Raw genomic sequence first — 23,538 nt, forward strand, 5'->3', positions numbered from 1 at the left:
ACCGCATGTCCGTCCGTCACGACACTCCCGACCCAGCTTCGCTGCGCGAAGCGCTGCACTGTCTCGGCGACGGCCGCCACCCGCTCGCCGCCGACCTCGCGCGCCGCGCCCTGCTGGCCGCGCCGGACGATCCGGCCTGGCTGTCCGTCCTCGCCCTGGCGACCAGCGCCGCAGGTCGCGCTGACGAGGCACTGCCGCTGTACCAGCGCCTGGTGGAACTGCAGCCGCGGCAGGCCGCGCACTGGTCGAACCTGGGCAACTGCCTGTGCGAACTGCACCGCGAGCGCGACGCGCTGACGCCGATGGAGCAGGCCTTCGCCCTCGGCGCGAGCGATGCGGGCGCTCACTTCGCGATGGCGCGGGCGTGCAACGCCCACGGCGACCCGCGCCGCGGGCTACGCCATGTCGAACAGGCCCTGGCCGCCGCACCGGGCGACGTCGACTTCCGCGTGCTGTACGTACAACTGCTCGGCGCCGTCGACGCGTGGGAGCTGGCACGGGACGAAATCGCTGCCCTGTTGCCGCGACCACTCGACGCCACGCAGCGCGTCGACCTGGCGTATGCGCTGCTGCGCGGCGGCAGCCATGCGGATGCGCAGGCCCTGTTCGCCGCCGTGCTCGTGCAGTCGCCGGGCGATACCGACGCGCGGATCGGTTCGATCCTCGCGCTGGAGCGCCTCAACCGGATCGACGCGGCCGCCGGCGAACGGGCGCTGCTCGATGAGCAACTCGACGCATCCGAACGCGAGCGGCTGCGCGACAAGCTGCTGCAACTCGATGCGCGTCTGGCGGCACGACAGGACGATCACCCGCGCGCCGGCGCTTCACTCGAAACGCTGCTCGAACTCCCCGACCTTGATGCATCGGCCCGGATCGGCTTCGGCTTCGACCTCGGCGCGGCCCGCGTGAAGTGCGGCCAGATCGATGCGGCCATGGCGGCGTTCGCGCAAGCCCACGCCCTGCGCCGGGCACAGGTCAACGTCGCGCATCCGGCGTTGGCCGGGAACATCGACCTGTACCAGGTGATGAGCGAACCGCTCGCGGATGCGCCGCCGGCCGGCCTCCACTTCGACGACCGCCGTCGCGACCCGGTGTTCGTGGTTGGCTTTCCGCGCTCGGGCACAACCCTGCTGGAGCAGTTGCTGGACGCACATGCCGGGCTGTCGTCCTTCGACGAGCAGCCGTTCGTGCAACGACTGGCGCAACGGCTGTACGCGCGCGCCGACACGGTGCAGGCCGCCTTGCGCACCCTCGATGCGCCGGAGCGGCAACGCCTGCGCGCCAGCTATTTCGCCGACGCCGACACGGTACTGCCCGCTGCCGGCGACGCGCGACCGGTCGACAAGAACCCGCTCAATCTGCTGCGCCTGCCGTTGCTGCCACACCTGTTCCCGGATGCGCGCGTGGTCCTCGCCCTGCGCCATCCCTGCGACGTGGTGTTGAGCTGCTACATGCAGCACTTCGGCGCGCCGGCCTTCGCGGTCACCTTCGAAACCCTCGAAGCCGGCGCGGAAATGTACGACCGCACCTTCGCGCATTGGTGGCGGATGCGCGACCGGCTGGCGCTGCCGGTGCACGTGCTGCGCTACGAGGACCTGGTGGCCGATACCGAAGCCGAGGCGCGGCGGCTGTTCGCCTTCCTCGATCTGCCGTGGCAGGACGACCTGCTGCGCTTTACCGAGCGCGCGCGCGATCGCGTCATCGGCACGCCCAGTTACGCGCAGGTGATCGAACCGGTGAACCGCAAGGCGGTCGGGCGCTGGACGGCGTTCCGCGCGCATTTCGGCGACAGCGCATTGGCGCGGCTGGAACCGTGGGTGGAACGTTTCGGTTATCCCGCCCTGTAGCGCGCCCGGGCAGCGCCGGCGTCGACAGGGCGCCTGCAAAAAGAAAGGCCGCGCATCGCGCGGCCTTTCCCTTTCACCACATCGGTTACCGCACCGCCATCACTTGAAGTTGACGGTGAAGTTGGCCCAGTAGTAGCGGCCCACCGTGTCGAACGTCTGCGGATCGGTATTACCGTCGGCCGTGTTGTTCTGGTACATGATCGGCGGCTGCTTGTCGAACAGGTTGTCGACGCCCACGCGCACCCTCATGTTCCACGGCAACTTATAGCCCACCTCGAGGTTGTGGTAGGTCTGCGCACCGAAGTCCAGTTCGCAGATCGGGCCGCCGGTGCGGTCAGCGCAAGGCACGGTGGGCACATCTTCGTTGCCGATGCGGAAGCCGTGGATGTAGCGGGTCGTCCACTGCGCGTCCCAGTTGCCCATGTCCCAACCCAGGACGCCAATGCCACGCCAGCGGCTGTAGTTGCCGAGGCCGCCGTTGGCCGAACCCAGGTACGTACCCGCGTTGTGCTGTTCCGCGGTGACCACACCGTCCACGATGATCTTGGTGTCGTACTGCGCCACATAGGTGGTGTCCAGGCTGGCGCGGATACGACCCCACGGGGTTTCGGTCTTGTAGCGGAAGCCGATGTCGACGCCCTTGGTGTCGGTGTCACCCACGTTGTCGACGCGGTCGAACAGGCGGACCGGGTCACCCGAGTTCGGATCACGCGAGAACAGGGAGCAGAACGGCGACGGGTTGGCCACGGTGCTGCGGAAGCATTCCTGCAGGATCGTGAAGGTACCGAAGGTGCCGATCGTGTCGTCCAGGTGCACCTTCCAGGCGTCGATGGTGGTCGAGAAGCCCGGCAGCCATTCCGGCTCATAGACCATGCCCATGGTGAAGACGCTGCCTTCTTCCGGCTTCAGGTCCGGGTTGCCGCCAACGAACGCCGACAGCTGCGTATCCGGCGCGCGGTAGCTGCCGTCGTTGGGCACGCCCTGGCACGCCGGGTTGCCGTTCAACGGACCGGTGTAGCCCACGCACGGATCGGTATAGCCCGCCGAGAAGGCGAACAGGCCGCCATACAGGTCGGTGACGGTCGGCGCACGGAACACCTGCGCATAGGTGCTGCGCAGCAGCAGGCTGTCCATCGGGCGCCATTCCACGCCCAGCTTGCTGTTGGTGGTGTTGCCGAAGCTGTTGTAGCGCGAGTAGCGGGTGCCCAGGGTCAGGTTGAGCGACTTGGCGAACGGGGCGTCGGCCAGCACCGGAATCAGCACTTCGCCGTAGACTTCCTTGGTCTCGGTGAAGCCGGAGGTGCGCGAGGCGCAGGCTTCGCTGGAGATCTCGCAGGTGAAGTCGGCGTCGGGGTTCAGGGTCGACAACGAGTCCGGGGTGAAATTCAGGCTGGCCTTGCGGTACTCCACGCCCACCGCCGCCTTCACCGTACCGGCCGGCAGCTCGAACAGGTCACCGGCGAAGTTGGCCTGGAAGCCACGCAGCACCTGCACCTTGTGCGTGTTCGACTCAACCGTGATCGCTGCCAGCGCATCCTTGGCGGCCTGTCCTTCCGGCGTGTTGAGGTCGTACGGAACGCCGAAGAAGTTGAGCGGCACGCAGTTGGCGATGATTTCGGTCGGCGTACCGCAACGGGCGACGCCGTTGGCGTCGATGAACGACGGACCGAGGCCATCGGCCAGCTTCGACGACTGCATGTAACCGCTGGTGCTCAGGCGCTGGGTGATGCGGCCGTAGCTCACGCCGGCGTCCCACGACCAGGTGCTGTCGCCGAAGTTGCCCTTCAGGCCGCCGTTGAACTGGTTGACCTCGGTGTTGAAGGAGAAGCGGCGGTTGCCGAGGTCGCTGACGCGCAGGCGGCTATCGACGATGTCGACGCCGAACGGGTTGTAGATGTTGTCGGCGGAAATCACCACGCTGTCGTTGCCGGGGCGGCCGTCGAACGGCAGCGGCGCGATCTGGCTGGCCGAGCTGGTGCGGTTGAAGAACGCGTCCAGATAGGCGCTCACGTTCTCGGTGACGTCATAGTTACCGGTCAGGAATACGCCCGTGCGTTCCTGCGGGGTCAGCTCGACGTTACCGACCGCCTGGTAGTTGAAGAGGTCGGCGCCGGTGAAGCAACGGAAATCGCCGACGCTCGTTCCCGGCGTACCCGCGATATGGGTGAGGCCCGCGGTATCAGCGAAGTCGCCGTCACCATTGCAGTCCAAACCGGCAATGCTCTCCGGCACCGCGTAGCGACCGGTCGTCGTGCGCGAGGAGCCACCGACCACGACCGAACCCGCGTACAACGTCAACGCGTTCTTGGAGAAGTCGCGATCGGCTGCGAGGACTTCCTTCTGGTTGTGGTAGTTGACGCCGAGGATGAAGCTGCCGCGATCGCCGCTCAGGCCCAGCGTGCCGCTGATGCCGTAGCGCTCGCCGTCGTCCTGGCCGCTGATGCCGTAGTCGACGGTCACCTGCGAGCCTTCGAAGTTGCGGCGCATGATGAAGTTGACCACGCCGCCCACGGCGTCGGAGCCGTAGATCGCCGAGGCGCCGTCCTTGAGGATCTCGACGCGCTCGACCATCGCCATCGGGATCGAGTTCACGTCGCTGGTGACGATGCGGCGGCCGTTGACCAGGATCAGCGTGCGCACCTCGGTGAGGCCGCGCAGCGAGATGGTGGCTGCACCGGTACCGCTGGGGTTGGGACCGCCGGGGCCGCTACCGCCGTTGTTCACCGAGGGATTGGTCGCCGCGCCGGCCATCGACGGCACCGACTGGATGAAGGCGCCGATGGTCTGCGCACCGGTCGCGTCGATCGCCTGGCGATCGATCTGGAACACCGGGCTGGCGGTTTCGATGTCGGTGCGCTTGATGCGCGAACCGGTCACCGTGATGGTGTCGAGGGTCGTGGCCTTCTGCTCCGCCGCCGGGGCGGGCGCATCCTGGGCGGCCGCCAGGCCGGGCACACTGATCAGCAAGGACAGCTGGATGGCTTTCGCCAGAGGTTGGTGGCGCAGCGCTTTCATGGACTCTCTCTCCTGGATTCTTATGAATAGCTGGGGCTGGGTAGCTGGGGGCGCACAAGGGAACGCCGCGACGCTATGCGGCGTCGCCGAGTTGTAAACGTTTAGTGAATCGGCCACAAGCGGTCAGAAGTAACACCTGCTTGGGCAAACGTGGCCGCTCGCTAACCCCCCAGGGCCAGGCTCGATCCCACCGCGACCAGGAATCCCGCAAACACGCGTTTGAGCGTGGCGCCGTCGAGGCGGTGCGCCAGGCGCATGCCGTACGGCGCGGCCAGCACCGACGTGGCCGCCACCCCGATCGCCGCGGGCAGGTAGACGTAGCCGACGGCGAATTGCGGCAGCGCACCATCGGGCGCATTGAGGGCGTAGCCGACGGCACTGGCGATGCCGATCGCGACGCCGCAGGCCGAGGACGTGCCGACCGCACGCACCGGCGCCACGCCGCGCCAGACCAGCAACGGCACGGTCATGCTGCCACCGCCGATGCCGACCACCGCCGACACCGCGCCGATCGCGACGCCCGCGACGGTCATCGGCGCGCCGTGCGGGGCCACCACGTCCACCGTCCCGGCCGCGGGTGCGCGGCGGCCACCGAAGGTCAGCTGCGCCGCGGCCAGCAGGCAGTAGCCCGCGACCACCCAGCGCAGCACGTCGCCGTCGATGCGCACCGCCACGCCGCTGCCGAGCCAGCCGCCGAGCAGCAGGCCCGGCACCATCCAGCGCACGGTCGGCCACAGCACGCTGCCGCGGCCGTGGTGCGCGCGCGCCGAAGCCGCCGCGGTCAGCACGATGCTCGCCAGCGAACTCGCCAGCGCCGCATGCATCGCCGCGTCCTTCGGCACGCCCACGTTCGGCAGCAGCCAGGCCAACGCTGCGACGAGCACCAGGCCGCCACCGACACCGAGCAGGCCCGCCAGCACGCCCGCGATCGCGCCGAGCGCGAGGAACAACACCACCGACAGCAGCATGCGCACTCCCATGGCCGGCGGGCTGCCGGCGAAACGCCGCGATCCTAACGCGCGACGCGCAGCAGACGGTGCGCGCATGCACATCGCGTCATGCACATCGCACGGCGACCGTCCATTCACATGGCTCGGCTATAGTCGGGCCATATGTCCCCCCGCATATTCCTCACCACACTGGCAGCAGTCGTGGCCGGGGCCCTGCCCATGATGTCCGGCACCTCCTCGTTGCATTGGAGCGGCCAGGCGCAGGCCTCGCCCGTGGCCGCGGCCATCGTCCGCGCCGATCCGCAACTGCTGCGCGTGCAGGCCGCGATCGAGGCCGCCGAACGCGGCGACTTCGACGCCGGCCAATACGCCGACCTCGCGCGGCATCCGTTGTACGCCTGGATCGAATACGCGTACCTGCGACGCGATATCGAATCCCTGCGCATCGAGCAGGCGCAGTCCTTCCTCGCCCGCTACGACGGCCAGCCGGCCGCCGAGGCGTTCCGCGAACTCTGGGTCGCCCAGGCCTCGCGCCGCGAAGACTGGGCCGGGCTGTTGGCCGCCTGGAAGCCGTCGATCGCCAACACCGGCCTGCGCTGCGCCGAGCTGCAGGCGCGCCGCGCACTCGGCCGCGACGATGCGCAGTGGGCCGGCGAGGTGCAGGCCTTGTGGCGCGGCGCGGACAAGGCGCTGCCGCCGAACTGCGATGCCCTGTTCGACGCGCTCGCGGCGAAGGGCGCACTGGACGCGCCGTTGCGCTGGGAACGCATCGACAAGGCCGCCGCCGCAGGCGAGCCGGCCACCATGCGCAGCGCCGCGCGTGGCCTGCCCGCGGACGACGCCGCGCTCGCCAACGACTACGCGGCCTTCCTCGAGGCGATCCACACCCGCGCGTTGAACTGGCCCAAGACCGAACGCAGCGCGCACATGGCCTCCTACGGCCTCGCCCGCCTCGCCCGGTCCGTGCCGCTGGCGGCCGAAGCGCAACTGCCGCAGTACGCGCAGGCGTTGAACTTCAGCGAGGCCGACCGCGGCCGCGTGCTGTACCAGGTCGCGCTGTGGACGGTGGCCTCGTACGAACCCGAATCCGCGCGCCGTCTCGAGGCCGTGCCCGCCAGCGCCTACGACGAACGCCTGCACGAATGGCGCGCACGCGAAGCGATGGCGCGTTCGGACTGGCCGGCGGCGCTGGCCGCGATCCGCCGCATGGGCGACAAGCAGCGCGGCGATTCGCGCTGGCAGTATTTCGAGGCGCGCCTGGCCGAGCTCACGGGCGACAAGGCGACCGCGCAACGCCTGTACCGCGAAGCCGCGAACAAGCCGGAGTTCCACGGCTTCCTCGCCGCCGATCGCATCAACGCCTCGTACACGCTGTGCCCGTGGCTGCCGATGGATACCGAGGCACAGCGCCAGGCGGTGGCGCGCGATCCCGGCCTCGTGCGCGCGGTGGCGCTGTACCGCATCGATCGCCGCGGCTGGGCGACGCGCGAATGGGACGCGGCGCTGCGCCGGTTCGACGACACCCAGCGCCGGCTGGCGGTGGAAGTGGCGCAATCGCACGGCTGGTTCGACCGCGCCGTGTTCGCGCTCGGCAAGACGCCCGCGGGCGAAGCGCGCACCGACGAACTGCGGCTGTACACGCTGCGCTTCCCCCTGCACCACGACGCGACGATCCGCCGCGAGGCGAGGACCAACCGCCTCGATCCGGCCTGGGTCGCGGGCGAGATCCGCGCCGAGAGCGTGTTCGATCCGCGCGCGCGTTCCGGCGCCAATGCGATGGGCCTGATGCAGATCCTGCCGGGCACCGGCGCGACCGTCGCGCGCACGCTCGGCCTGGACTGGGGCGGTGCGGAGTCGCTCTACGACCCGGACACCAACATCGTCCTCGGCAGCGCCTACCTGCGGCAGCTGCTCGACAAGTACGGCGGCCAGCCCTACCAGGCCATCGCCGGCTACAACGCCGGGCCGGCGCCGCTGTCGCGCTGGCAGTCGCAACGGCCGGGCATGGACCCGGACTTCTGGATCGAGACGATCAGCTACAAGGAGACGCGCGACTACGTCGCCCGCGTGCTGGCCTTCAGCGTGCTCTACGACTGGCGCCTCAACGGCGATGCGCTCGCCCTGGGCGAACGCATGCGCGGCCGCCTCGACGGACCGCGCCGCAAGTTCGTCTGCCCGCTCGCGGTGGCACCGCCGCCTTCCGTTGCGCCGCCGGCGACGCCGCCCACGCCCGCGCAACCGAAGCGTCGTCGCTGACGCGCCACAACCACTTGGATGAAGCCATGGGATTGATCGACACGCTGCTGGGCCGCGCCAGCGCGAAGAACCTCGAGCGCATCGCGGAAGACTTCGCCCCACTGCTCGCCCCCGGCGAAACCCTGCAGCGCGCGTTCGGGCTGGTCCGCGACCTGATCGTGTTCACCGACCGCCGCCTGGTCTTCGTCAACAAGCAGGGTGTGACCGGCAGCAAGATCGGGGGCTGTTAATGCCTTTCGGACAGGTCGCGCCGAGCCTGAGCGTGTGCGAGGCAAGGAAGAGCGAGGGCGCGTATGTCGATACGCAACCGAGTGATGACGCTGAATCGCGCACGCTCAGGCTCGGCCCTTCGGGTTGCTCCCCAGCGGCCGCCATGCGGCGCCGCGCGCCTCGACCTTGCAATCAGCAAGGCGCTTCAGCGCGCAGCACCACCTGACGGCCGCTGGGGAGCAACGCGACCTGTCCGAAAGGCATTAACAGCCCCTACCTCAGCGTGCCCTATCGCAGCATCGTGATGTTCTCGATCGAGACCGCCGGGCATTTCGACCTCGAGGCCGAACTGCGCATCTGGGTGTCGGGCCAGCCCGCGCCGCTCTCGCGCAGCCTCGGCCGTGATGCCGGCGCGCAGGAAATCGTCGCCCTGCTCGCCCAGCACGCCCCGCGCTGAGCGCGCACGTGCCGCATCGGCCACGCACCGCACGGCCAAGGTAGGCAAAGCCCGGCGCCGCGCCCCGCGCTAGCGTGTCCCGATCCGCGCATGACGCGCTGAATTGAAGGGGACAACGATGTTCGCACCGCCGGTTCTGATCTCTTTGCTCTTGTTGGCAGGCCAGGCCACGACGGCGCAGGCGCCCGCCGAGCAGGCGTCCGCTGCACTGCCTTCCACCGCAACCGCGGCACCGGCCGCCGTCGCGCCGGCTCCTGCCGCGCCGGCCCCCGCTGCGAACACGGCCACCACCGTCGAATCCACGCAGGACAAGGACGACCGCCTGGTCTGCCGCCGCGAACAACGCACCGGCAGCCTGATGGTCCAGCGCGCCTGCCGCACGGTCGGCGAACGCCGCCGCGAACGCGACCAGGCGCGCGACCAGGTCCGTTCGAATGGCAGCCTGTCGCCGCAGTCCGACGTCCGCTGAGCGACGCCGTCGCGGCGCATCCGCGCGCCAGCCACTAAGATCCTCCCGGCGGCAGGGTGCCGCCGGGTGCGACTCATGAAGACCTACCTCGTCGGCGGCGCCGTCCGCGATCGCCTGCTCGGCCTCGGCCACGGCGACCGCGACTTTGTCGTGGTCGGCGAAACCCAGGACTCGATGGAACGCGCGGGCTTCCGCGCCGTCGGCCGCGACTTCCCCGTCTTCCTGCATCCCGACACCGGCGAGGAGTACGCGCTCGCCCGCACCGAACGCAAGTCCGGGCGCGGCTACCGCGGCTTCGCGGTGGACGCCGATCCGTCGGTGACGCTGGAGGAAGACCTGCAGCGCCGCGACTTCACCATCAACGCGATCGCGCAGGACGACGCCGGACGCCTGATCGATCCCTACGGCGGCGTGCGCGACCTCGAGGCGCGCGTGCTGCGCCATGTCAGCCCGGCCTTCTCCGAGGATCCGCTGCGCGTGCTGCGCGCCGCCCGCTTCATGGCGCGCTTCGCCGCGCTGGGCTTCACCGTCGCCCCGGAAACCCTGGCGTTGATGCGCGAAATGGTGTTCAGCGGTGAACTGACCGAACTCACCCCCGAACGCGTCTGGCAGGAGCTGCGCCGCGCGCTCATCAGCGCGACGCCGTCGGCCTTCCTGCGCACGCTGCGCGAGTGCGGCGCGCTGGCGGTGGTGCTGCCGGAAGTCGACGCGCTCTACGGCGTGCCGCAGCGCGCCGAATACCACCCGGAAATCGACACCGGCGTGCACGTCGAACTCGTGTGCGACATGGCGGCCGTGCTCGCGCCGGGCGACGAGCCGGTCGCCTTCGCCGCGCTCACCCACGACCTCGGCAAGGCGCTCACCCCGGAACACGTGCTGCCCAAGCACATCGGCCACGAGAACGCCGGCATCGCCCCGTTGCGCGAACTGTGCGAGCGGCTGAAGGTGCCGGTGGAGCACCGCCAGCTTGCCGAGTGCGTGTGCCGCGAGCACCTCAACGTGCACCGGCTCGCCGAACTGCGCGCGTCGACGCTGTACGAACTGATCGCGCGCTGCGACGGCTTCCGCCGGCCCGAACGCATCGCGCGGATCGCGCTCGCCTGCGAAGCCGACAAGCGCGGCCGTGCCGGCCTGGCCGACACGGACTACCCCGCCGGCCAGTTGCTGCGCGACGCGCACGCCGCGGCGATGTCGGTGCGCGCCGCCGACCTTGCCGGTCAGCTGCAGGGGCCGGAAGTCGGCGAAGCCCTGCGCGAGGCGCGGATCATCGCGATCGCCTCGGCCACCGGCAAGAAGGTCTAGCCGCGCCGACACGGCGTCACGCGGCGCAGCACGTCGCACAAAGAAAACGCCGGACGGTCTCGCTGACCGTCCGGCGTTCGCGTACTACGTGGCGAACGGAGCGCGAAGCGGAACCCGCTTCGCGCCCGTCGTGGCCTCAGAACTTGTAGCCGATGCGGCCGTAGTAGAAGCCGCCGTTGAAGCCGTACGGCGCGTGCACCGGGTACTTCGCACCGGCGACGCCACCCCACGGGTTCTCGTCGGGCACCTTGTCGAACAGGTTCTGCGCGCCGAGGTCGACGTACAGGCCCGAAGCGAACTTCCAGCCGATCTCGGCGTCCACCGTCACCGCGCTGCCGCCGTAGATCGGCAGGCCGCCGTCCGCGGCCGAGACCACGTCGCTGTCGAGGTGATCCTCGTAGAACGAGCCGTAGTAGCTCACGCGCGCATTGGCGTGGAACACGTCGCGCTGGTGGTTGACGCTGAGGTAGCCCTTGGTGCGCGGCAGCGACTCTTCCAGCTTCTTGACGCGCGCCGCGGAGATGATGCCCGGGGTGAAGTCATCGACCTCGGTCTTGTTCCAGTTGGCCGCCAGCGAGTAGGTGGTCTTGCCGCCGAAGTGGTCGGTGTCGTAGCTGGCGACCAGGTCGACGCCGCTGGTGGTGGTGTCGAAGTCGTTGACGAAGAAGCCCACGCGGCTCAGCGACGCCAGCTCGGGATGGCCACGGGCAGCCAGCTCGTCGCGGTCGGCCTGGGTGACGTCGAAGTCGGTGCTGCGGGCGATGCGGTCCGTCACCTCGATGCGGTACGCGTCGGCCGTGACCAGCCAGTTGCCGCTGTTCCAGACCAGGCCCAGCGAGGCGTTCTTGGATTCCTCCGGCTTCAGCGGTTCGGCGCCGGGGAACAGGCCCACCAGCAGCGTCGGCGGCAGGGTCGCGGTGTCGCGCAGTTCGCCGTCGATGAATGCCGTGGTCACCTGGCTGACGTTGGACTGGCCCGGGGTCGGCGCGCGGAAGCCGGTGCTGACCGCACCGCGCACGGCGAAGGCTTCGGTGAAGTCGTAGCGACCGGTCAGCTTCCAGTTGGTGGTGCCGCCGAAGTCCTCGTAGTCCTCGTGGCGGACGGCCGCGGCCAGGCGGAACTGCTCGGTGAGCGGCGCCTCGACGTCGACGTACAGCGCCCAGTTGTCGCGGGCGTGCGAGCCGGCAGTGGTCGGGTTGAAGCCCGGGAAGCCGTTGGAGCCGATGCTGAAGCCCTGCTGGGTCAGCGGGCCGATCGCGTACGACGAGTAGTCGCCGGCGCTGATCTCGAACTCTTCCTTGCGCCACTCCGCACCCATCGCCACGCTCAGCAGGCCGCTGGTGAAGCCGGTTTCGAAGTCATGGGCGACATCGAAGTTGAAGTTGGTTTCGGTCTGCGTGTTGCCGCCGGGAGCGAATTCGTTCTCGGCCGGCTGGCTCGGGCCCATCGACGAGTTGATGGTGTTGAGCATGTAGAACGAGATCTCGTTCTTGCCGTAGCCGCCGCTCAGGTCCCAGTGCCAGCCGTCGCCCCACACGCCCTTGACGCCGAGCACCAGCGAGCTGTCCTCCATGCGGCCGCCGAAGTGCGGGGTGAAGCCGCCCGGCAACTGCGACAGCCAGGTGAAGCATTCCGCCGGCAGCGCGGCGACCGCCGCGGCAACGCCCGCGTACGGCAGCAGGTTGCCGCTGCCGTCGCGCAGCGCGATGGTCGGGCAGGTCACGGCGTTGGCGGTGTTGAGGTCGCCGATCAGCAGGGTGTCGCCACCGTCGTTCGAATACACGCCGCCGCGGCTGGTCGGATCGCGGTAGTAGAAGCCGCCTTCGACGTCGCGCTTGGCGTAGTTGCCGAAGCCGTAGAAGTCGACGCTCTCGCCGGAGATGCCGAAGTTGGCGACGAACTTCATGTCCTCGTGCGTCTCGGGCGAACCCCAGACCTGCGCCGGATCGGCCACGCCCGGGTAACCGGCGGCGGTGTTGGCGGCGGCGTCGTCGCGCTGCACGCTGCGCGAGGTCGGGTCGGCGCTGCGCCATTCGGCGGTCAGGGTGGCAAAGCCGTTCGCGGTCAGCGGCAGGCCGACCTGGGCGCCGTACTGCTGGGTGAAGCCGTCGCCTTCGTAGTACTCGCCGGCGAAGGCTTCCACGGTGCCGCCGTGGTCGATGCGCTTGAGACCGAAGTTGATCACGCCGGCGATGGCGTCGGAACCGTACTGGGCGGCGGCGCCGTCACGCAGCACTTCCACCTGCTCCAGCGCCATCGACGGGAATACCGAGATGTCCGGGCCCTGCGAGCCATCGGACAGGCCGTGGCCGAGGAAGGTGATGACCGCGGCGCGGTGGCGGCGCTTGCCGTTCACCAGGATCAGGGTGTTGTCCGGCGGCAGGCCGCGCAGGTTGGCCGGGCGCACCAGGCTGGCGGCGTCGTCGATCGGGATGGTGCTGACGTTGAACGACGGAATCAGCGTGCGCATCTTGTCGAGCACGTCGACCGCCGGCTGGTTGTGGAATTCCTCGCCGCCGATGATGTCGATCGGCACTGCCGAGGTGGCCTCGGTGCGCGGCTTGGTGCGGCTGCCCAGCACCGACACGGTTTCCAGCGTCGTCGCCCCCTTCTCCGCAGCGGGCGCGGCGGCCTCGGCCTGAGGAGCGGGTTGCGGGCTTTCCTGGGCGAATACGGGCACTGCGGTGCCTGCGGCGAGCGTGGCGATGACGGCCAGCGCCAGACGATTGCGGTGGATGACGGGCATGCTCGGACTTCCTCTGCGGATGCGGGATGCGGATGGCGGAAGGGCTCCCCCTGTCGAGCCCTGGAGCCGAGCTTCAGGAATTTTTAACCTTTGCGCAAGTTGGCGGCAGGCCTTGCCGACCATGGGGATTTTGCCCGGGCGGTGCCCACCGGGCGGTTCCGTGCGAGCGCCGCAGCGGGGCGGCCTAGGGCAAACGCCGGTCGAACCGCTCCAGCCACCGCGCGGCGCCCGTGTACGACAGGGCGAATCCCAGCGCCACGCCCAGGGCGTTGGCCAGCGCGTCGGCCGGGTCGGCCATGCGCGTGGTGGTCAGCAAGGCCTGCGCGAACTCGAGCGCGATGCCCAGCAGCACCAGCCCGGCCGCGGCCCGCAGTTGCATGCTGCGCTGCGCAAACAGTTGGACCGCGAAGGCCGACAGCGCGGCGTAGCCCAGCAGGTGCTCGACCTTGTCGAAGTTGCGCGGCACCGCCATCGCCGGCGGCGGCATCAGCGAGGCCGCGACCACCGTGGCGATCGCCAGCCCCCACAGGCCCAGCCACAGCCCGGGCCGCTTGAATCCGCGCAGCGCCCGTGCGGGCGACGCGTTCACAGGCGGAAGCTCAGGTCGCCGGCCATGAAGGCGACGCCGAACTCCACGTCCTTGGCGAAGCCCATCGCCTGGAAGCGCTCGCCCATCTCGCTGGGCAGGGTGAGCTTCTTCACCTCGGCGCGGCGGCGCTGCTGCTCGTTGGCGTCGTGCATGCGCTCGATGCGTTCGAGCACGCCGGCCAGGCCGTTGCCGAGCAGGAAGCTGGCCTGGGTGCAGTACCCGGCGAAGTCGAAGCCCGCCGCCACCCCGGCCTCGGCCAGTGCGGTGAAATCGACCGAAGCGGTGAGGTCCTGCAGGCCCGGCCACAGCAAGGGATCGTCGTGCATGCGGTGGCGGTAGTACGCGCGCAGCGTGCCGTCGTCGCGCTCGGCCTGGTAGTACTCGCCGCGCGGATAACCATAGTCGACGAACAGCATCGCGCCGCGGCGCATGCCGCCGGACACGGCCTGGATCCAGTACGGCAGCTGCGGCAGCACTTCCGAGCGATAGCCCTCGGCGAACGGGTGGCCGAGCGAACGTTCGAGGTGGCGCACGGCGTTGCCGAGGAAGGCATCGGCCGGACGCAGCGTGCGCGCGAAGCGATCGCCCTCGACCACCACGTGCTCCTCGTACACCTCGCCGTCGCGGATCGCGAAACGCGGCGTCGGCAAGGCGTCGATGACTTCGTTGGCGAACAGCACGCCGTCCCATTCGTCCGGCAATGGGCCGTTCAACCACTCCACCAGTTCGAACAGGGTCGGCGGCAGGTGCTGCTGCAGGCGCTCGCGCTGGCGCTCGCGCAGGTCGGCGCTGGGTTCGAGGATGAGGTAGCGGTCGGGCAGCGCATCGAGTTCGAGCAGGCGCTTGAGCGCGACTTCGGCGAACGCGCCGCTGCCGCCGCCGAGTTCGAAGAACAACGCGCCCGCGCCGATCTGCTGCAGCACCGGCGCCAGGCTTTCGGCGACGCAGGCGGCGAAGATCGGACCGATCTCGGGCGCGGTGACGAAATCGCCGGCTTCGCCGAACTTGTGCGCGCCGGCGCTGTAGTAGCCCAGGCCCGGCGCGTACAACGCCAGCTCCATGAAACGCGAGAACGGGATCGCGCCGTCGTTGCCGGCGATCTCGTGGCGGATCAGCGCGGCGAGGCGCTCGCTGTGGGCGAGCGCGTCGGCGTCGGGCGTGGGCAGGGTGGAGAGGCGGCTCGAAGTCATGCGGCATTATCGCCGCTGCCGCGTGCACAATGCCGCGACTCGAAGGAACCGCCCGGCATGAATTCCGCCCGCCCCGTCGCCCTGGTCACCGGCAGCGCGCGCCGCCTCGGCGCGACGATCGCGCGCACCCTGCACGCGGCCGGCTACGACCTCGCCCTGCACTGCCGGCATTCGCGCGGCGAGATGGACGCGCTGGCCGCGCTGCTGGAGCAGGCACGGCCGGGCAGCACCTTCGTGCAGCAGGCCGAACTGGCCGACTTCGATCGCCTGCCCGAGCTCGTCGCCCACGCCATCGGCCGCTTCGGCCGGCTCGATGCACTGGTGAACAACGCATCCGCGTTCGCACCGACGCCGATCGGCACCACCACGCCGGCGCAGTGGGACGCCCTGTTCGCCAGCAACGCGCGCGCGCCGTTCTTCCTCGCCCAGGCCGCGGCCCCGCACCTGGCCGCGACGCGCGGCGCGATCGTCAACCTCGCCGACATCTACGGCGAGCGCCCGCTGCGCCAGCACACCGTCTACTGCATGGCCAAGGCGGCGCTGCTGATGCTGACCAAGTCGCTGGCGCTGGAGTTGGGCCCGCAGGTGCGCGTCAACGCGGTGTCGCCGGGCGCGATCCTGTGGCCGGACCACGCTGGCCAGGAGCAGGGCGGCGATACCGAGCGGCAACAGCAGCTGCTCGCACGCACGCCGCTGGGCCGCACCGGCACGCCGGAGGAAGTCGCCGAAGCCGTGCGCTGGCTGCTGCAGGACGCCCACTACAGCACCGGCCAGGTGCTGCACCTGGATGGCGGGCGATTGCTGGATGCGTGAACGCCACCGTGGTGTCGGCGCCGCGATCACCGTGACGCTTCCTTCTCCCCGCTTGCGGGGAGAAGGTCGAAACGGCAACAGCCGTTGAGGGAAGGGCGGATGAGGGGCGAGCGAAGCGACGATGCGTACGAGCTGATCGCACTACTTCCCCTCACCCTGCGTCGCTGCGCGACGCTGTCCCTCTCCCCGCAAGCGGGGCGAGGGATGACGCGCAGCACACTTACTTCGGCTGGAACGCGTGTTCCAGTTGCATGCCGCGGAATGCCGGGGGCGCCTCGCCCTGGGTGGCATAGCGGTACAGCGCCGCCGAATAGATGCCGCTCAGCGCGGCCTGGTACACGCCCAGCAGCAGCAGCGCGATCACGAACACCACACCGACCGCGATCGCCAGCAGCAGCGACACCTGCGCGGCCAGGTAGGCGAGCAGGCCGCCGACCAGCACGATGCCGAGGCTGATGAAGCCGAAGACCATGCCGATACCGACGTTGCCGATCGCGTTCTCGCCCCAGGTGCGCTTGAGCAGGCTCGCACTCTGCTTCAACGCGTCGACCGGGCCGACGTTCTGGCTGACCAGCACCGGCACGACCAGGAACGTCGCCAGTGTCCACGCCGCGCCCAGGCCGCTGCCGAGGATGCGCACGAGGAAGTTGTCGTCGTCCTTCATGCGCTTGAGCAGCAGGCCCACGGTGGCTGCGATGGCGGCGTAACCGAGGATCGCCGGCAGGCGCGCCTTGGCCGCGTTGAAGCCGTCGGCGAGGGTGGGATCGCCGCCGTCGAGGCGGATCATCGCCGCACCGACCAGCGCGCAGTTGCAGAACAGGATCACCGCGTACTGGCAGAAATAGAACGCGAACACGACGATCGCGCCGAACAGGTTGAAGCCGTCGCTGAACACGCGCAGCGCCCACACCGGCAGCAGGAACGTCGCCAGCACCACCAGCGTCATAAGCCCCGAGATGACCGGGAACAGCATCAGCTCCTTGTCGGAGCGCAGCACTGCGGCGCTCGCCTTGGCCAGTTCCCAGCTGCGCGAAAACCTGTCGAACATCGTTCCTTCCCCTTTGGCTGCCTCATGGCAAGGCCGCATCCTCGGACCAGAACGTGAACGGCGCAAGTCACGGCCGCGGGCCCGCGGTAGCCGGAAAGCGATGGGTACGGCCACGCCGCGTCCGCGGCGGATGACGGCGAACGTCCGATCACCATTTGCGCAGGAAAGCCGGTTCCTCGCTGCGCCCGGAAGACGGCGGTGGAACCCGGAATGACGCCTATGGCATCAGAGCTCGACGCTCTCCATCGGCGTCGCGCGATCGGCGTGTGCGGCCCACAGCTGCGCCAGGGTGCGCGCCGTGCCGGGCACCACCACGTCCGGCGCGATCTCGGCCAGCGGTCGCAGCACGAAGGCGTGCTTCAGTTCGTCGCGCGGGATCTGCAGAGCCTGCCCCGGACTTGATCCGGGGTGGCCGTCGCCGTGCAGCACCAGGTCGTCGAACAGCACGATGTCGATGTCCAGGGTGCGGTCACCGAAGCGCGGGCCACTGCGGTCGCGGCCGTGCGCATCTTCCAGCGCGTGCAGCCACGCGTTCAACGCAAACGGATCGAGCGCGGTGTCGACGATCGCCGCCGCGTTGAGGAAATCGCCGCCGTCGAAGCCGACCGCGCGCGTGCGGTAGACCTCCGACAGCACGATGGTGCCGAACTGCTCGCGCAGCGCGGCGATGGCGGCGCGCAGGTGCTGTTCCGGCTCGCGGTTGCTGCCGAGGCTGAGGTAGGCCTTGCTCACGATCAGGGCTTGCTGCGCTCGATGATCACGCCCACCGCGCGCGCGCCGCGCACCGCGCCGGGCTTGCTCAGCTTCAGCCGCACGTGCTGCACGCCGAACTCGTCGAGGATGATCGCCGCCACGCGTTCGGCCAGCGTTTCGACCAGGCCGAAGTCCGACTGTGACACGTATTCGATTAGGCGCTTGCTCACCGCCTTGTAGTTCAGCGTGTCCGCGATCGCATCGGAGGCCGCGGGGATGCGGTTGTCGAAGCTCATCTCGACGTCGAACAGCAGCGGCTGGCGGATGCGGCGCTCCCAGTCGTAGATGCCGATCAGCGCCTCGATCTCGAGGGCTTCGATGAAGACCTTGTCCATGCGACTCGTTGCCTGTCCGAACGACGGGGAGGGCGGAACGCTACGCGACTTCCGGCAGCGTCGCCATGTCCCAGCGCGGCGTCACCCGCACCGAGGCATCGCCGTGCTGGCCGGCCTGCAGGCGCAGCGCGCCGGCGAAGGCGATCATCGCGCCGTTGTCGGTGCAGAACATCGGCCGCGGGAAGCTGGCGCGACCGCCGCGCCGTTCCGCCAGCGCCTGCAGCTTCGCGCGCAGGCGCTTGTTGGCGCCGACGCCGCCGGCGATCACCAGCGTGTCGAAGCCGGTGGCGTCCAGCGCGCGCTCGCACTTGATCGCCAGGGTGTCGACCACCGCGTCCTCGAAGGCGCGGGCAATGTCGGCCTTGGTCTGCGCTGCGCGGTCGCTGTCGCGCCAGGCCAGCAGCACCTGGGTCTTCAGGCCACTGAAACTGAAATCCAGGCCGGGCCGGTCGGTCATCGGCCGGGCGAACTTGAAGCGGCCCGGCTGGCCCTGTTCGGCCAATGCCGCCAGCTGCGGGCCACCGGGGTACGGCAGGTCCATCATCTTCGCGGTCTTGTCGAAGGCCTCGCCGGCGGCGTCGTCGAGGGTCTCGCCGAGCAGGCGGTAGCGGCCGATGGCCTCGACCGCGACCAGCTGGGTGTGGCCGCCGGACACCAGCAGGGCCACGAAGGGCGGCCGGGTGCTGGCGTCCTCCATCAGCGGCGCCAGCAGGTGGCCTTCCATGTGGTGGACCCCGATCGCCGGCACGTCCAGCGCCCAGGCCAGCGAGCGCGCCACGCCGGCGCCGACCAGCAGGGCGCCGACCAGCCCCGGCCCGGCGGTGTAGGCGACGCCGTCGATGTCGGCGACCGCCAGGTCGGACTCGGCCAGGGTCTGGCGGATCAGCGGCAGCAGCTTGCGCACGTGGTCGCGGCTGGCCAGCTCGGGCACCACCCCGCCGTATTCGGCGTGCAGGGCGATCTGACTGTAGACCGCATGGGCGCGCAGGCCGGGTTCGCCGCCGCCCGTGCCGGTGCTGTACACGGCGACGCCGGTTTCGTCGCAACTGGTTTCGATGCCGAGGACGTTCATGGGGGCGGATATGGGGTCTGCGCGGGGAATTTGCACCGCGCCGGCAGGCGCGTGGCCGCAGAGGTTGCACGCGGCCGGAGGGCGCGGCTATCATACGCGGCTCTCCCGGTCCGCCCGGGTTGTCCACCAACGAGATTACGTATGCCCAGCGTCAAAGTCCGCGAAAACGAGCCCTTCGAGTTTGCGCTCCGCCGCTTCAAGCGCACCTGCGAAAAGGCCGGTGTCCTGGCCGAGACCCGCAAGCGCGAGTTCTACGAGAAGCCGACGCAGGAACGCAAGCGCAAGGCTGCCGCCGCGGTGAAGCGCCAGGCGCGCCGCACCTCGCGCGACGTCACCAAGCGTCAGCGCCTGTACTGATTGCCCGGCGGGCCTGCGCCCGCCTGCAGTCTGGCAGAAGCCGGCCGCGCACTGCGCTGCCGGCTTTTTGCATTTCTAGTTCCCGGGGATCCGCGCCCGTTGCGGGCCGCCCGCCCCGCCCGTCTTCCCGATCCAGGAGATTCCCATGTCCCTCAAGCAACGCCTCACCGACGACATGAAGGCCGCCATGAAGGGCGGCGACAAGGACACCCTCGGCGTGATCCGCCTGATCAACGCCGCGATCAAGCAGCGGGAAGTCGACGAGCGCGTCGAGCTGGACGACGCCGGCGTGATCGCCGTGCTGGAAAAGGCGGTCAAGCAGCGCAAGGATTCGATCAGCCAGTACGAGGCCGCCGCCCGCGCCGACCTGGCCGCGATCGAGCGCGCCGAGATGGTGGTGATCGAGCGCTACCTGCCCGAGAAGATGGGCGAGGCCGAGGTCCTGGCCGCGATCGAGGCCGCCATCGCCGAGACCGGCGCGACCGGCCCGGCCGACATGGGCAAGCTGATGGGCGTGCTCAAGCCGAAGCTCGCCGGCCAGGCCGACATGGGCCAGGTGTCGGCGCTGGTGAAGAAGCGCTTCGCCGGCTGAACCCGGACGGCCTGCCATGTTCGGCTGGTTCCGTCGCACCACGCCGGTCGAGGACCGGGTCTGGATCGACGCCCCGGCCTGCGCGCGCGGCGTGCGCGCCCAGGTCGACCACGCCCTGCGCCAGCGCGCCGCGGTCCTGCTGCTGACACGCTCGCTCACCGACCGCGAGGACCTGGCCCGCGACTTCGCCGCGCACGCGCCCCGTATCGGCGGCGACCGCTTGGCCGCCGACGACCTGCGCGAGCACCTGCGCACGCCGGCCGCGCTCGGGGTGGCCGCGCTCGCGGACCTGCGCGCGAGCCCGGCCGCCGCCGCTCACCGGCCCGTGCCGCTGGAAATCCACGTCCTCGGCCGCAGCGCGCGGCGCGGGGACGACCGCGGCCTGATCGCCCAACTCGGCCGCTGGGCACCGGTGCGGATCGTGTTCCATCATTCGCTGGACGATGCGCTGCTGGAACCGCATGCCGGCGCGCTGCAGCCGCTGCTGCAGAAACTCGGCCTGCGCGCCGACGAACCGATCGCCAGCCCCCTGCTCACCCGCGCGATCGAACGCGCGCAACGGCCGTGACCATGACCGCGCTCCCCACCGATCCGATCGCCACCCACCGCCCCGGCGTCACCCTGCGCGCCGCCACGCGCGACGACGTGGCGCTGATCCTCGCCTTCATCCGCGAACTGGCCGAGTACGAGCGCGAGCCCGATGCGGTGCACGCCGACGAAACGCTGCTCGCCAGCAACCTGTTCGGCGCCACGCCGGGCGCGGAAGTGGTGATCGCCGACGTCGACGGCCGCCCCGCGGGCTTCGCCCTGTTCTTCCACAACTTCTCGACCTGGCTCGGCCGCCGCGGCCTGTACCTGGAAGACCTGTTCGTGCGTCCCGAATTCCGCGGCCGCGGCGTCGGCCAGGTGCTGATGACCCATCTCGCCAAGCTCGCGGTCGAACGCGGCTGCGGCCGCTTCGAATGGTCGGTGCTGGACTGGAACACGCCGGCGATCGACTTCTACCGCAGCCTGGGCGCCACCGGCATGGACGAATGGACCGTGCAGCGCCTCACCGGCGAAGCATTGCAGAAGCTGGCAGCACAAGCGGGCAGTTAGACTGACAGCATGACCACCCGCGATTACTTCGCCGAACTTTACGTAGCCGGCTTGATGGGGGACGCGGGCTGGAGCGTGTACTTTCCCAAGCGGGACGTGGGTTTCGATTTCATGGCCTCGAAGGAAGTCGACGGCGAGGTGCTGATTCGCCCCGTCCAAGTGAAAGGTCTCTACCCGGGCCTCGAGAAGACCGACAAGGCGGTCTACGGTTACGTCGGAAAACTAAGCCAGTTGCATCCCGATATGGCACTGGTACTGCCGTATTTTCCAACGGACGTTGCGGGCGCCGCACCTGACCTGATCGCGTGGATGCCACACAACGCGATTCGTCCGCAAGCCAGCAAGGGGTACGCCTGCCAGCCGGCGAAATTCATCAAGGGGAAGGCGGTCGTACGCCCAGGCTTCGCCGGCCATTTCGGTCTCGACGGTCTTTTGCGCATGCAAGCCAAACATTGGGGAGTGCTCTGATGGCACGCATCCCCGACGGCTTCATCGACGATCTCCTCGCACGATCCGACCTCGTGGAGATCATCGGTGCGCGCGTGCCGCTCAAGCGGCAGGGCAAGGAGTATTCGGCGCGCTGCCCGTTCCACGACGAACGCTCGCCGTCGTTCACCGTGTCGCCGACCAAGCAGTTCTACCACTGCTTCGGCTGCGGCGCGCACGGCACGGCGATCTCGTTCCTGATGAACTACGACCGCCTCGAGTTCCTCGACGCGGTCGAGGAACTGGCCAAGCGCGTCGGCATGGAAGTGCCGCGCGACACCCAGCAGCGCAACGTCAATCCGGAAACCAACGACCTCTACGCCGCGGTGGAAGCGGCGGCGAAGTTCTTCCACAAGCAACTGGACTCCAGCGCGAAGGCGCAGGCCTACCTCGACGGTCGCGACGTCAGCGCGACGATCCGCGAGCAGTTCATGGTCGGCTATGCACCGGACGGCTTTTCCGCGCTCAAGGACGCACTCGGCACCGACGAACGCCGCATGCGCCTGCTCGAACGCGGCGGCCTGTTCTCGAAGAACGAACGCGGCCACGTCTACGACAAGTTCCGCGACCGGGTGATGTTCCCGATCCACGACCGGCGCGGCCGCGTGATCGCCTTCGGCGGCCGCGTGCTGGAGAAGGACGACTCGCCCAAGTACCTCAACTCGCCGGAGACGCCGCTGTTCCACAAGGGCCGCGAGCTGTACGGCCTGTGGCAGGTGCGGCAGGCGCACAACAAGATCGAACGCCTGATCGTGGTCGAGGGCTACATGGACGTGGTCGCGCTGTTCCAGCACGGCGTGACCCAGGCGGTGGCCACGCTCGGCACCGCGACCACGCCCGACCACGCCGAACTGCTGTTCCGCAACGCACCCGACGTGTACTTCTGCTTCGACGGCGACCGCGCCGGGCGCAGCGCCGCGTGGAAGGCGGTGGAGTCGGTGCTGCCGCGGATGAAGGACGGCCGCCAGGCGTTCTTCCTGTTCCTGCCCGACGGCGAGGATCCGGACACGCTGGTGCGCAGCGAAGGCCGCGACGGTTTCGAGACGCGCCTGCGCGACGCCACGCCGCTGTCGCAGTTCCTGTTCGACTCGCTCAGCGTCGACGTGAACCTGACGACACTGGAAGGCAAGGGTCGCCTGGCCGAACGCGCCAAGCCGCTGCTCGCGCAGATCCCCGACGGCGCCTTCGGCGACCTGATGAAACAACGCCTCACCGAGCTCACCGGCGTGGGCGCGCGGGCGAGCGCGCCGGAGGCGCAGGTGCCGGCGCAACGCGCCCATGCGCGCATGGGCGCGGCGCAGGCGAACAAGCCTTCGCTGGTGCGCACCGCGATCACCCTGGTGCTGCAGCAGCCGTCGGTGGCGCTGGCGATCCCGTCGTCATTGCACTTCGCCTCGCTCGAGCAACCGGGCGTCGACCTGCTGGTGGAGATGATCGAAGTCGTGCACCAGCGCCCGGAGATCTCCACCGGGTTGCTGCTGGAGCATTTCGCCGAGCGCGCCGAAGCCCCGGCCCTGATGCGCCTGGCGATGGCGCCCGCGGTCGAATCGACCGCGGCGACGCAGGCGGACGGGCGCGTGTTCGAGCACGAGGACAGCCGTCGCCAGACCTTCCTCGACACGATCGGCCGACTCGATGCGCAGGCGGTGAAGCAGCGCATCTCGCAGCTGGAAGCGCGCGTGCGCGAAGGCGGCTTCAGCGCCCTGACCCAGGCCGACAAGGCCGAACTGCTGGAACTGCAGGGTGTGGCGCGCCGGCAGGACATGGGCGCGCGGTAGCCCGGGGTTCCGTAGCCCGGGTAAGCGCAGCGCACCCGGGGTGACGCTGCCCCGGTCATGACGCAAGCGACAAAGCTGCTTTGCCAAATCCAGCGCAGCCATGGTGGCTCGTGGCTGCGCGCGCGACCCGGGTGCGCTGACGCTTACCCGGGCTACGGTTCGACCTCCTCCGTCG

General features: G+C 69.6%; 22 protein-coding genes. 13 read left to right on the forward strand and 9 right to left on the reverse strand.

From position 1 onward, the window contains the following. Positions 1-5: 5 nt before the first annotated feature. Positions 6-1,847, forward strand: a complete 1,842-nt coding sequence (locus H8B22_RS06185) for a tetratricopeptide repeat-containing sulfotransferase family protein (protein WP_187713228.1) — start codon at positions 6-8, stop codon at positions 1,845-1,847. 99 nt (positions 1,848-1,946) lie between these two features. Here H8B22_RS06185 and H8B22_RS06190 read toward each other — a convergent pair whose 3' ends face one another. Both H8B22_RS06190 and H8B22_RS06195 read right to left on the reverse strand, forming a co-directional pair. Continuing rightward, positions 1,947-4,862: a TonB-dependent receptor domain-containing protein gene (locus tag H8B22_RS06190; RefSeq protein WP_187713229.1), complete on the reverse strand. Its 2,916-nt coding sequence runs from the start codon at positions 4,860-4,862 to the stop codon at positions 1,947-1,949. A 161-nt stretch (positions 4,863-5,023) separates the two neighbouring features. Beyond that, a complete protein-coding gene (locus H8B22_RS06195; protein WP_187713230.1) occupies positions 5,024-5,830 on the reverse strand; it encodes a sulfite exporter TauE/SafE family protein in 807 nt (268 codons plus the stop codon). Positions 5,831-5,974: 144 nt separating this feature from the next. Between H8B22_RS06195 and H8B22_RS06200 the strand changes: the two genes are divergently transcribed. The 5 genes from H8B22_RS06200 to H8B22_RS06220 all read left to right on the forward strand — a co-directional run bounded on the left by H8B22_RS06200 (position 5,975) and on the right by H8B22_RS06220 (position 10,506). Beyond that, positions 5,975-8,068: a lytic transglycosylase domain-containing protein gene (locus tag H8B22_RS06200; RefSeq protein WP_407060827.1), complete on the forward strand. Its 2,094-nt coding sequence runs from the start codon at positions 5,975-5,977 to the stop codon at positions 8,066-8,068. Positions 8,069-8,094: 26 nt separating this feature from the next. Next, the gene (locus tag H8B22_RS06205; RefSeq protein ID WP_187713232.1) at positions 8,095-8,298 is read left to right on the forward strand and encodes a PH domain-containing protein; all 204 of its coding nucleotides are present in this window, start codon (positions 8,095-8,097) and stop codon (positions 8,296-8,298) included. 263 nt (positions 8,299-8,561) lie between these two features. Beyond that, positions 8,562-8,735, forward strand: coding sequence for a PH domain-containing protein (locus tag H8B22_RS06210; protein ID WP_225876296.1), 174 nt, complete (start codon positions 8,562-8,564; stop codon positions 8,733-8,735). A 151-nt stretch (positions 8,736-8,886) separates the two neighbouring features. Next, on the forward strand, positions 8,887-9,204 hold the full coding sequence (locus tag H8B22_RS06215) for a hypothetical protein (RefSeq protein ID WP_187713233.1): 318 nt from the start codon (positions 8,887-8,889) through the stop codon (positions 9,202-9,204). 75 nt (positions 9,205-9,279) lie between these two features. Continuing rightward, on the forward strand, positions 9,280-10,506 hold the full coding sequence (locus H8B22_RS06220) for a multifunctional CCA addition/repair protein (protein WP_187713234.1): 1,227 nt from the start codon (positions 9,280-9,282) through the stop codon (positions 10,504-10,506). A 136-nt stretch (positions 10,507-10,642) separates the two neighbouring features. Here the strand turns inward: H8B22_RS06220 and H8B22_RS06225 are convergent, their stop codons facing one another. The 3 genes from H8B22_RS06225 to H8B22_RS06235 form a co-directional block, all read right to left on the reverse strand. Then, entirely contained in the window at positions 10,643-13,252 is a 2,610-nt protein-coding gene (locus H8B22_RS06225; RefSeq protein WP_187713235.1) for a TonB-dependent receptor plug domain-containing protein, read from the reverse strand. A gap of 184 nt (positions 13,253-13,436) precedes the next feature. Beyond that, on the reverse strand, positions 13,437-13,841 hold the full coding sequence (locus H8B22_RS06230) for a VanZ family protein (protein ID WP_187713236.1): 405 nt from the start codon (positions 13,839-13,841) through the stop codon (positions 13,437-13,439). Further along, entirely contained in the window at positions 13,838-15,031 is a 1,194-nt protein-coding gene (locus tag H8B22_RS06235; protein WP_187713237.1) for a class I SAM-dependent methyltransferase, read from the reverse strand. Before H8B22_RS06235 ends, H8B22_RS06230 begins: the two co-directional genes overlap by 4 nt. Before the next feature lie 57 nt (positions 15,032-15,088). Here H8B22_RS06235 and H8B22_RS06240 point away from each other — a divergent pair, with 57 nt between their 5' ends. Continuing rightward, the gene (locus H8B22_RS06240) at positions 15,089-15,844 is read left to right on the forward strand and encodes a pteridine reductase (RefSeq protein WP_187713238.1); all 756 of its coding nucleotides are present in this window, start codon (positions 15,089-15,091) and stop codon (positions 15,842-15,844) included. A gap of 220 nt (positions 15,845-16,064) precedes the next feature. Here H8B22_RS06240 and H8B22_RS06245 read toward each other — a convergent pair whose 3' ends face one another. The 4 genes from H8B22_RS06245 to tsaD all read right to left on the reverse strand — a co-directional run bounded on the left by H8B22_RS06245 (position 16,065) and on the right by tsaD (position 19,052). Next, on the reverse strand, positions 16,065-16,892 hold the full coding sequence (locus tag H8B22_RS06245) for a DUF6159 family protein (protein WP_187713239.1): 828 nt from the start codon (positions 16,890-16,892) through the stop codon (positions 16,065-16,067). Positions 16,893-17,117: 225 nt separating this feature from the next. Next, positions 17,118-17,624: a 2-amino-4-hydroxy-6-hydroxymethyldihydropteridine diphosphokinase gene (gene folK, locus H8B22_RS06250; RefSeq protein WP_187713240.1), complete on the reverse strand. Its 507-nt coding sequence runs from the start codon at positions 17,622-17,624 to the stop codon at positions 17,118-17,120. 2 nt (positions 17,625-17,626) lie between these two features. After that, on the reverse strand, positions 17,627-17,980 hold the full coding sequence (gene folB / locus H8B22_RS06255; RefSeq protein ID WP_187713241.1) for a dihydroneopterin aldolase: 354 nt from the start codon (positions 17,978-17,980) through the stop codon (positions 17,627-17,629). A 40-nt stretch (positions 17,981-18,020) separates the two neighbouring features. Continuing rightward, the gene (gene tsaD, locus H8B22_RS06260) at positions 18,021-19,052 is read right to left on the reverse strand and encodes a tRNA (adenosine(37)-N6)-threonylcarbamoyltransferase complex transferase subunit TsaD (protein ID WP_187713242.1); all 1,032 of its coding nucleotides are present in this window, start codon (positions 19,050-19,052) and stop codon (positions 18,021-18,023) included. 141 nt (positions 19,053-19,193) lie between these two features. Here tsaD and rpsU point away from each other — a divergent pair, with 141 nt between their 5' ends. The 6 genes from rpsU (at position 19,194) to dnaG (ending at position 23,363) form a co-directional block, all read left to right on the forward strand. Beyond that, a complete protein-coding gene (gene rpsU / locus H8B22_RS06265) occupies positions 19,194-19,409 on the forward strand; it encodes a 30S ribosomal protein S21 (protein ID WP_036170822.1) in 216 nt (71 codons plus the stop codon). A 145-nt stretch (positions 19,410-19,554) separates the two neighbouring features. Then, a complete protein-coding gene (locus tag H8B22_RS06270) occupies positions 19,555-20,001 on the forward strand; it encodes a GatB/YqeY domain-containing protein (RefSeq protein ID WP_187713243.1) in 447 nt (148 codons plus the stop codon). 16 nt (positions 20,002-20,017) lie between these two features. Beyond that, positions 20,018-20,569: a hypothetical protein gene (locus tag H8B22_RS06275; protein ID WP_187713244.1), complete on the forward strand. Its 552-nt coding sequence runs from the start codon at positions 20,018-20,020 to the stop codon at positions 20,567-20,569. Positions 20,570-20,571: 2 nt separating this feature from the next. After that, the gene (locus H8B22_RS06280; RefSeq protein ID WP_187713245.1) at positions 20,572-21,099 is read left to right on the forward strand and encodes a GNAT family N-acetyltransferase; all 528 of its coding nucleotides are present in this window, start codon (positions 20,572-20,574) and stop codon (positions 21,097-21,099) included. Positions 21,100-21,108: 9 nt separating this feature from the next. Then, the gene (locus H8B22_RS06285) at positions 21,109-21,567 is read left to right on the forward strand and encodes a hypothetical protein (RefSeq protein ID WP_187713246.1); all 459 of its coding nucleotides are present in this window, start codon (positions 21,109-21,111) and stop codon (positions 21,565-21,567) included. Further along, positions 21,567-23,363, forward strand: coding sequence for a DNA primase (gene dnaG, locus H8B22_RS06290; protein ID WP_187713247.1), 1,797 nt, complete (start codon positions 21,567-21,569; stop codon positions 23,361-23,363). Before H8B22_RS06285 ends, dnaG begins: the two co-directional genes overlap by 1 nt. Positions 23,364-23,538: the final 175 nt, after the last annotated feature.

Source organism: Lysobacter terrestris, assembly GCF_014489475.1.
GTDB lineage: Bacteria > Pseudomonadota > Gammaproteobacteria > Xanthomonadales > Xanthomonadaceae > Agrilutibacter > Agrilutibacter terrestris.

Coding starts and splice junctions, on each gene's coding strand:
- dnaG (WP_187713247.1), top strand. CDS start 21,567: ATGGCACGCATCCCCGACGGCTTCATCGACGATCTCCTCGCACGATCC.
- H8B22_RS06240 (WP_187713238.1), top strand. CDS start 15,089: ATGAATTCCGCCCGCCCCGTCGCCCTGGTCACCGGCAGCGCGCGCCGC.
- H8B22_RS06185 (WP_187713228.1), top strand. CDS start 6: ATGTCCGTCCGTCACGACACTCCCGACCCAGCTTCGCTGCGCGAAGCG.
- H8B22_RS06280 (WP_187713245.1), top strand. CDS start 20,572: ATGACCGCGCTCCCCACCGATCCGATCGCCACCCACCGCCCCGGCGTC.
- H8B22_RS06225 (WP_187713235.1), bottom strand. CDS start 13,252: ATGCCCGTCATCCACCGCAATCGTCTGGCGCTGGCCGTCATCGCCACG.
- H8B22_RS06270 (WP_187713243.1), top strand. CDS start 19,555: ATGTCCCTCAAGCAACGCCTCACCGACGACATGAAGGCCGCCATGAAG.
- tsaD (WP_187713242.1), bottom strand. CDS start 19,052: ATGAACGTCCTCGGCATCGAAACCAGTTGCGACGAAACCGGCGTCGCC.
- H8B22_RS06235 (WP_187713237.1), bottom strand. CDS start 15,031: ATGACTTCGAGCCGCCTCTCCACCCTGCCCACGCCCGACGCCGACGCG.
- H8B22_RS06220 (WP_187713234.1), top strand. CDS start 9,280: ATGAAGACCTACCTCGTCGGCGGCGCCGTCCGCGATCGCCTGCTCGGC.
- H8B22_RS06205 (WP_187713232.1), top strand. CDS start 8,095: ATGGGATTGATCGACACGCTGCTGGGCCGCGCCAGCGCGAAGAACCTC.
- H8B22_RS06195 (WP_187713230.1), bottom strand. CDS start 5,830: ATGCTGCTGTCGGTGGTGTTGTTCCTCGCGCTCGGCGCGATCGCGGGC.
- H8B22_RS06275 (WP_187713244.1), top strand. CDS start 20,018: ATGTTCGGCTGGTTCCGTCGCACCACGCCGGTCGAGGACCGGGTCTGG.
- H8B22_RS06285 (WP_187713246.1), top strand. CDS start 21,109: ATGACCACCCGCGATTACTTCGCCGAACTTTACGTAGCCGGCTTGATG.
- H8B22_RS06190 (WP_187713229.1), bottom strand. CDS start 4,862: ATGAAAGCGCTGCGCCACCAACCTCTGGCGAAAGCCATCCAGCTGTCC.
- H8B22_RS06200 (WP_407060827.1), top strand. CDS start 5,975: ATGTCCCCCCGCATATTCCTCACCACACTGGCAGCAGTCGTGGCCGGG.
- rpsU (WP_036170822.1), top strand. CDS start 19,194: ATGCCCAGCGTCAAAGTCCGCGAAAACGAGCCCTTCGAGTTTGCGCTC.
- folB (WP_187713241.1), bottom strand. CDS start 17,980: ATGGACAAGGTCTTCATCGAAGCCCTCGAGATCGAGGCGCTGATCGGC.
- H8B22_RS06245 (WP_187713239.1), bottom strand. CDS start 16,892: ATGTTCGACAGGTTTTCGCGCAGCTGGGAACTGGCCAAGGCGAGCGCC.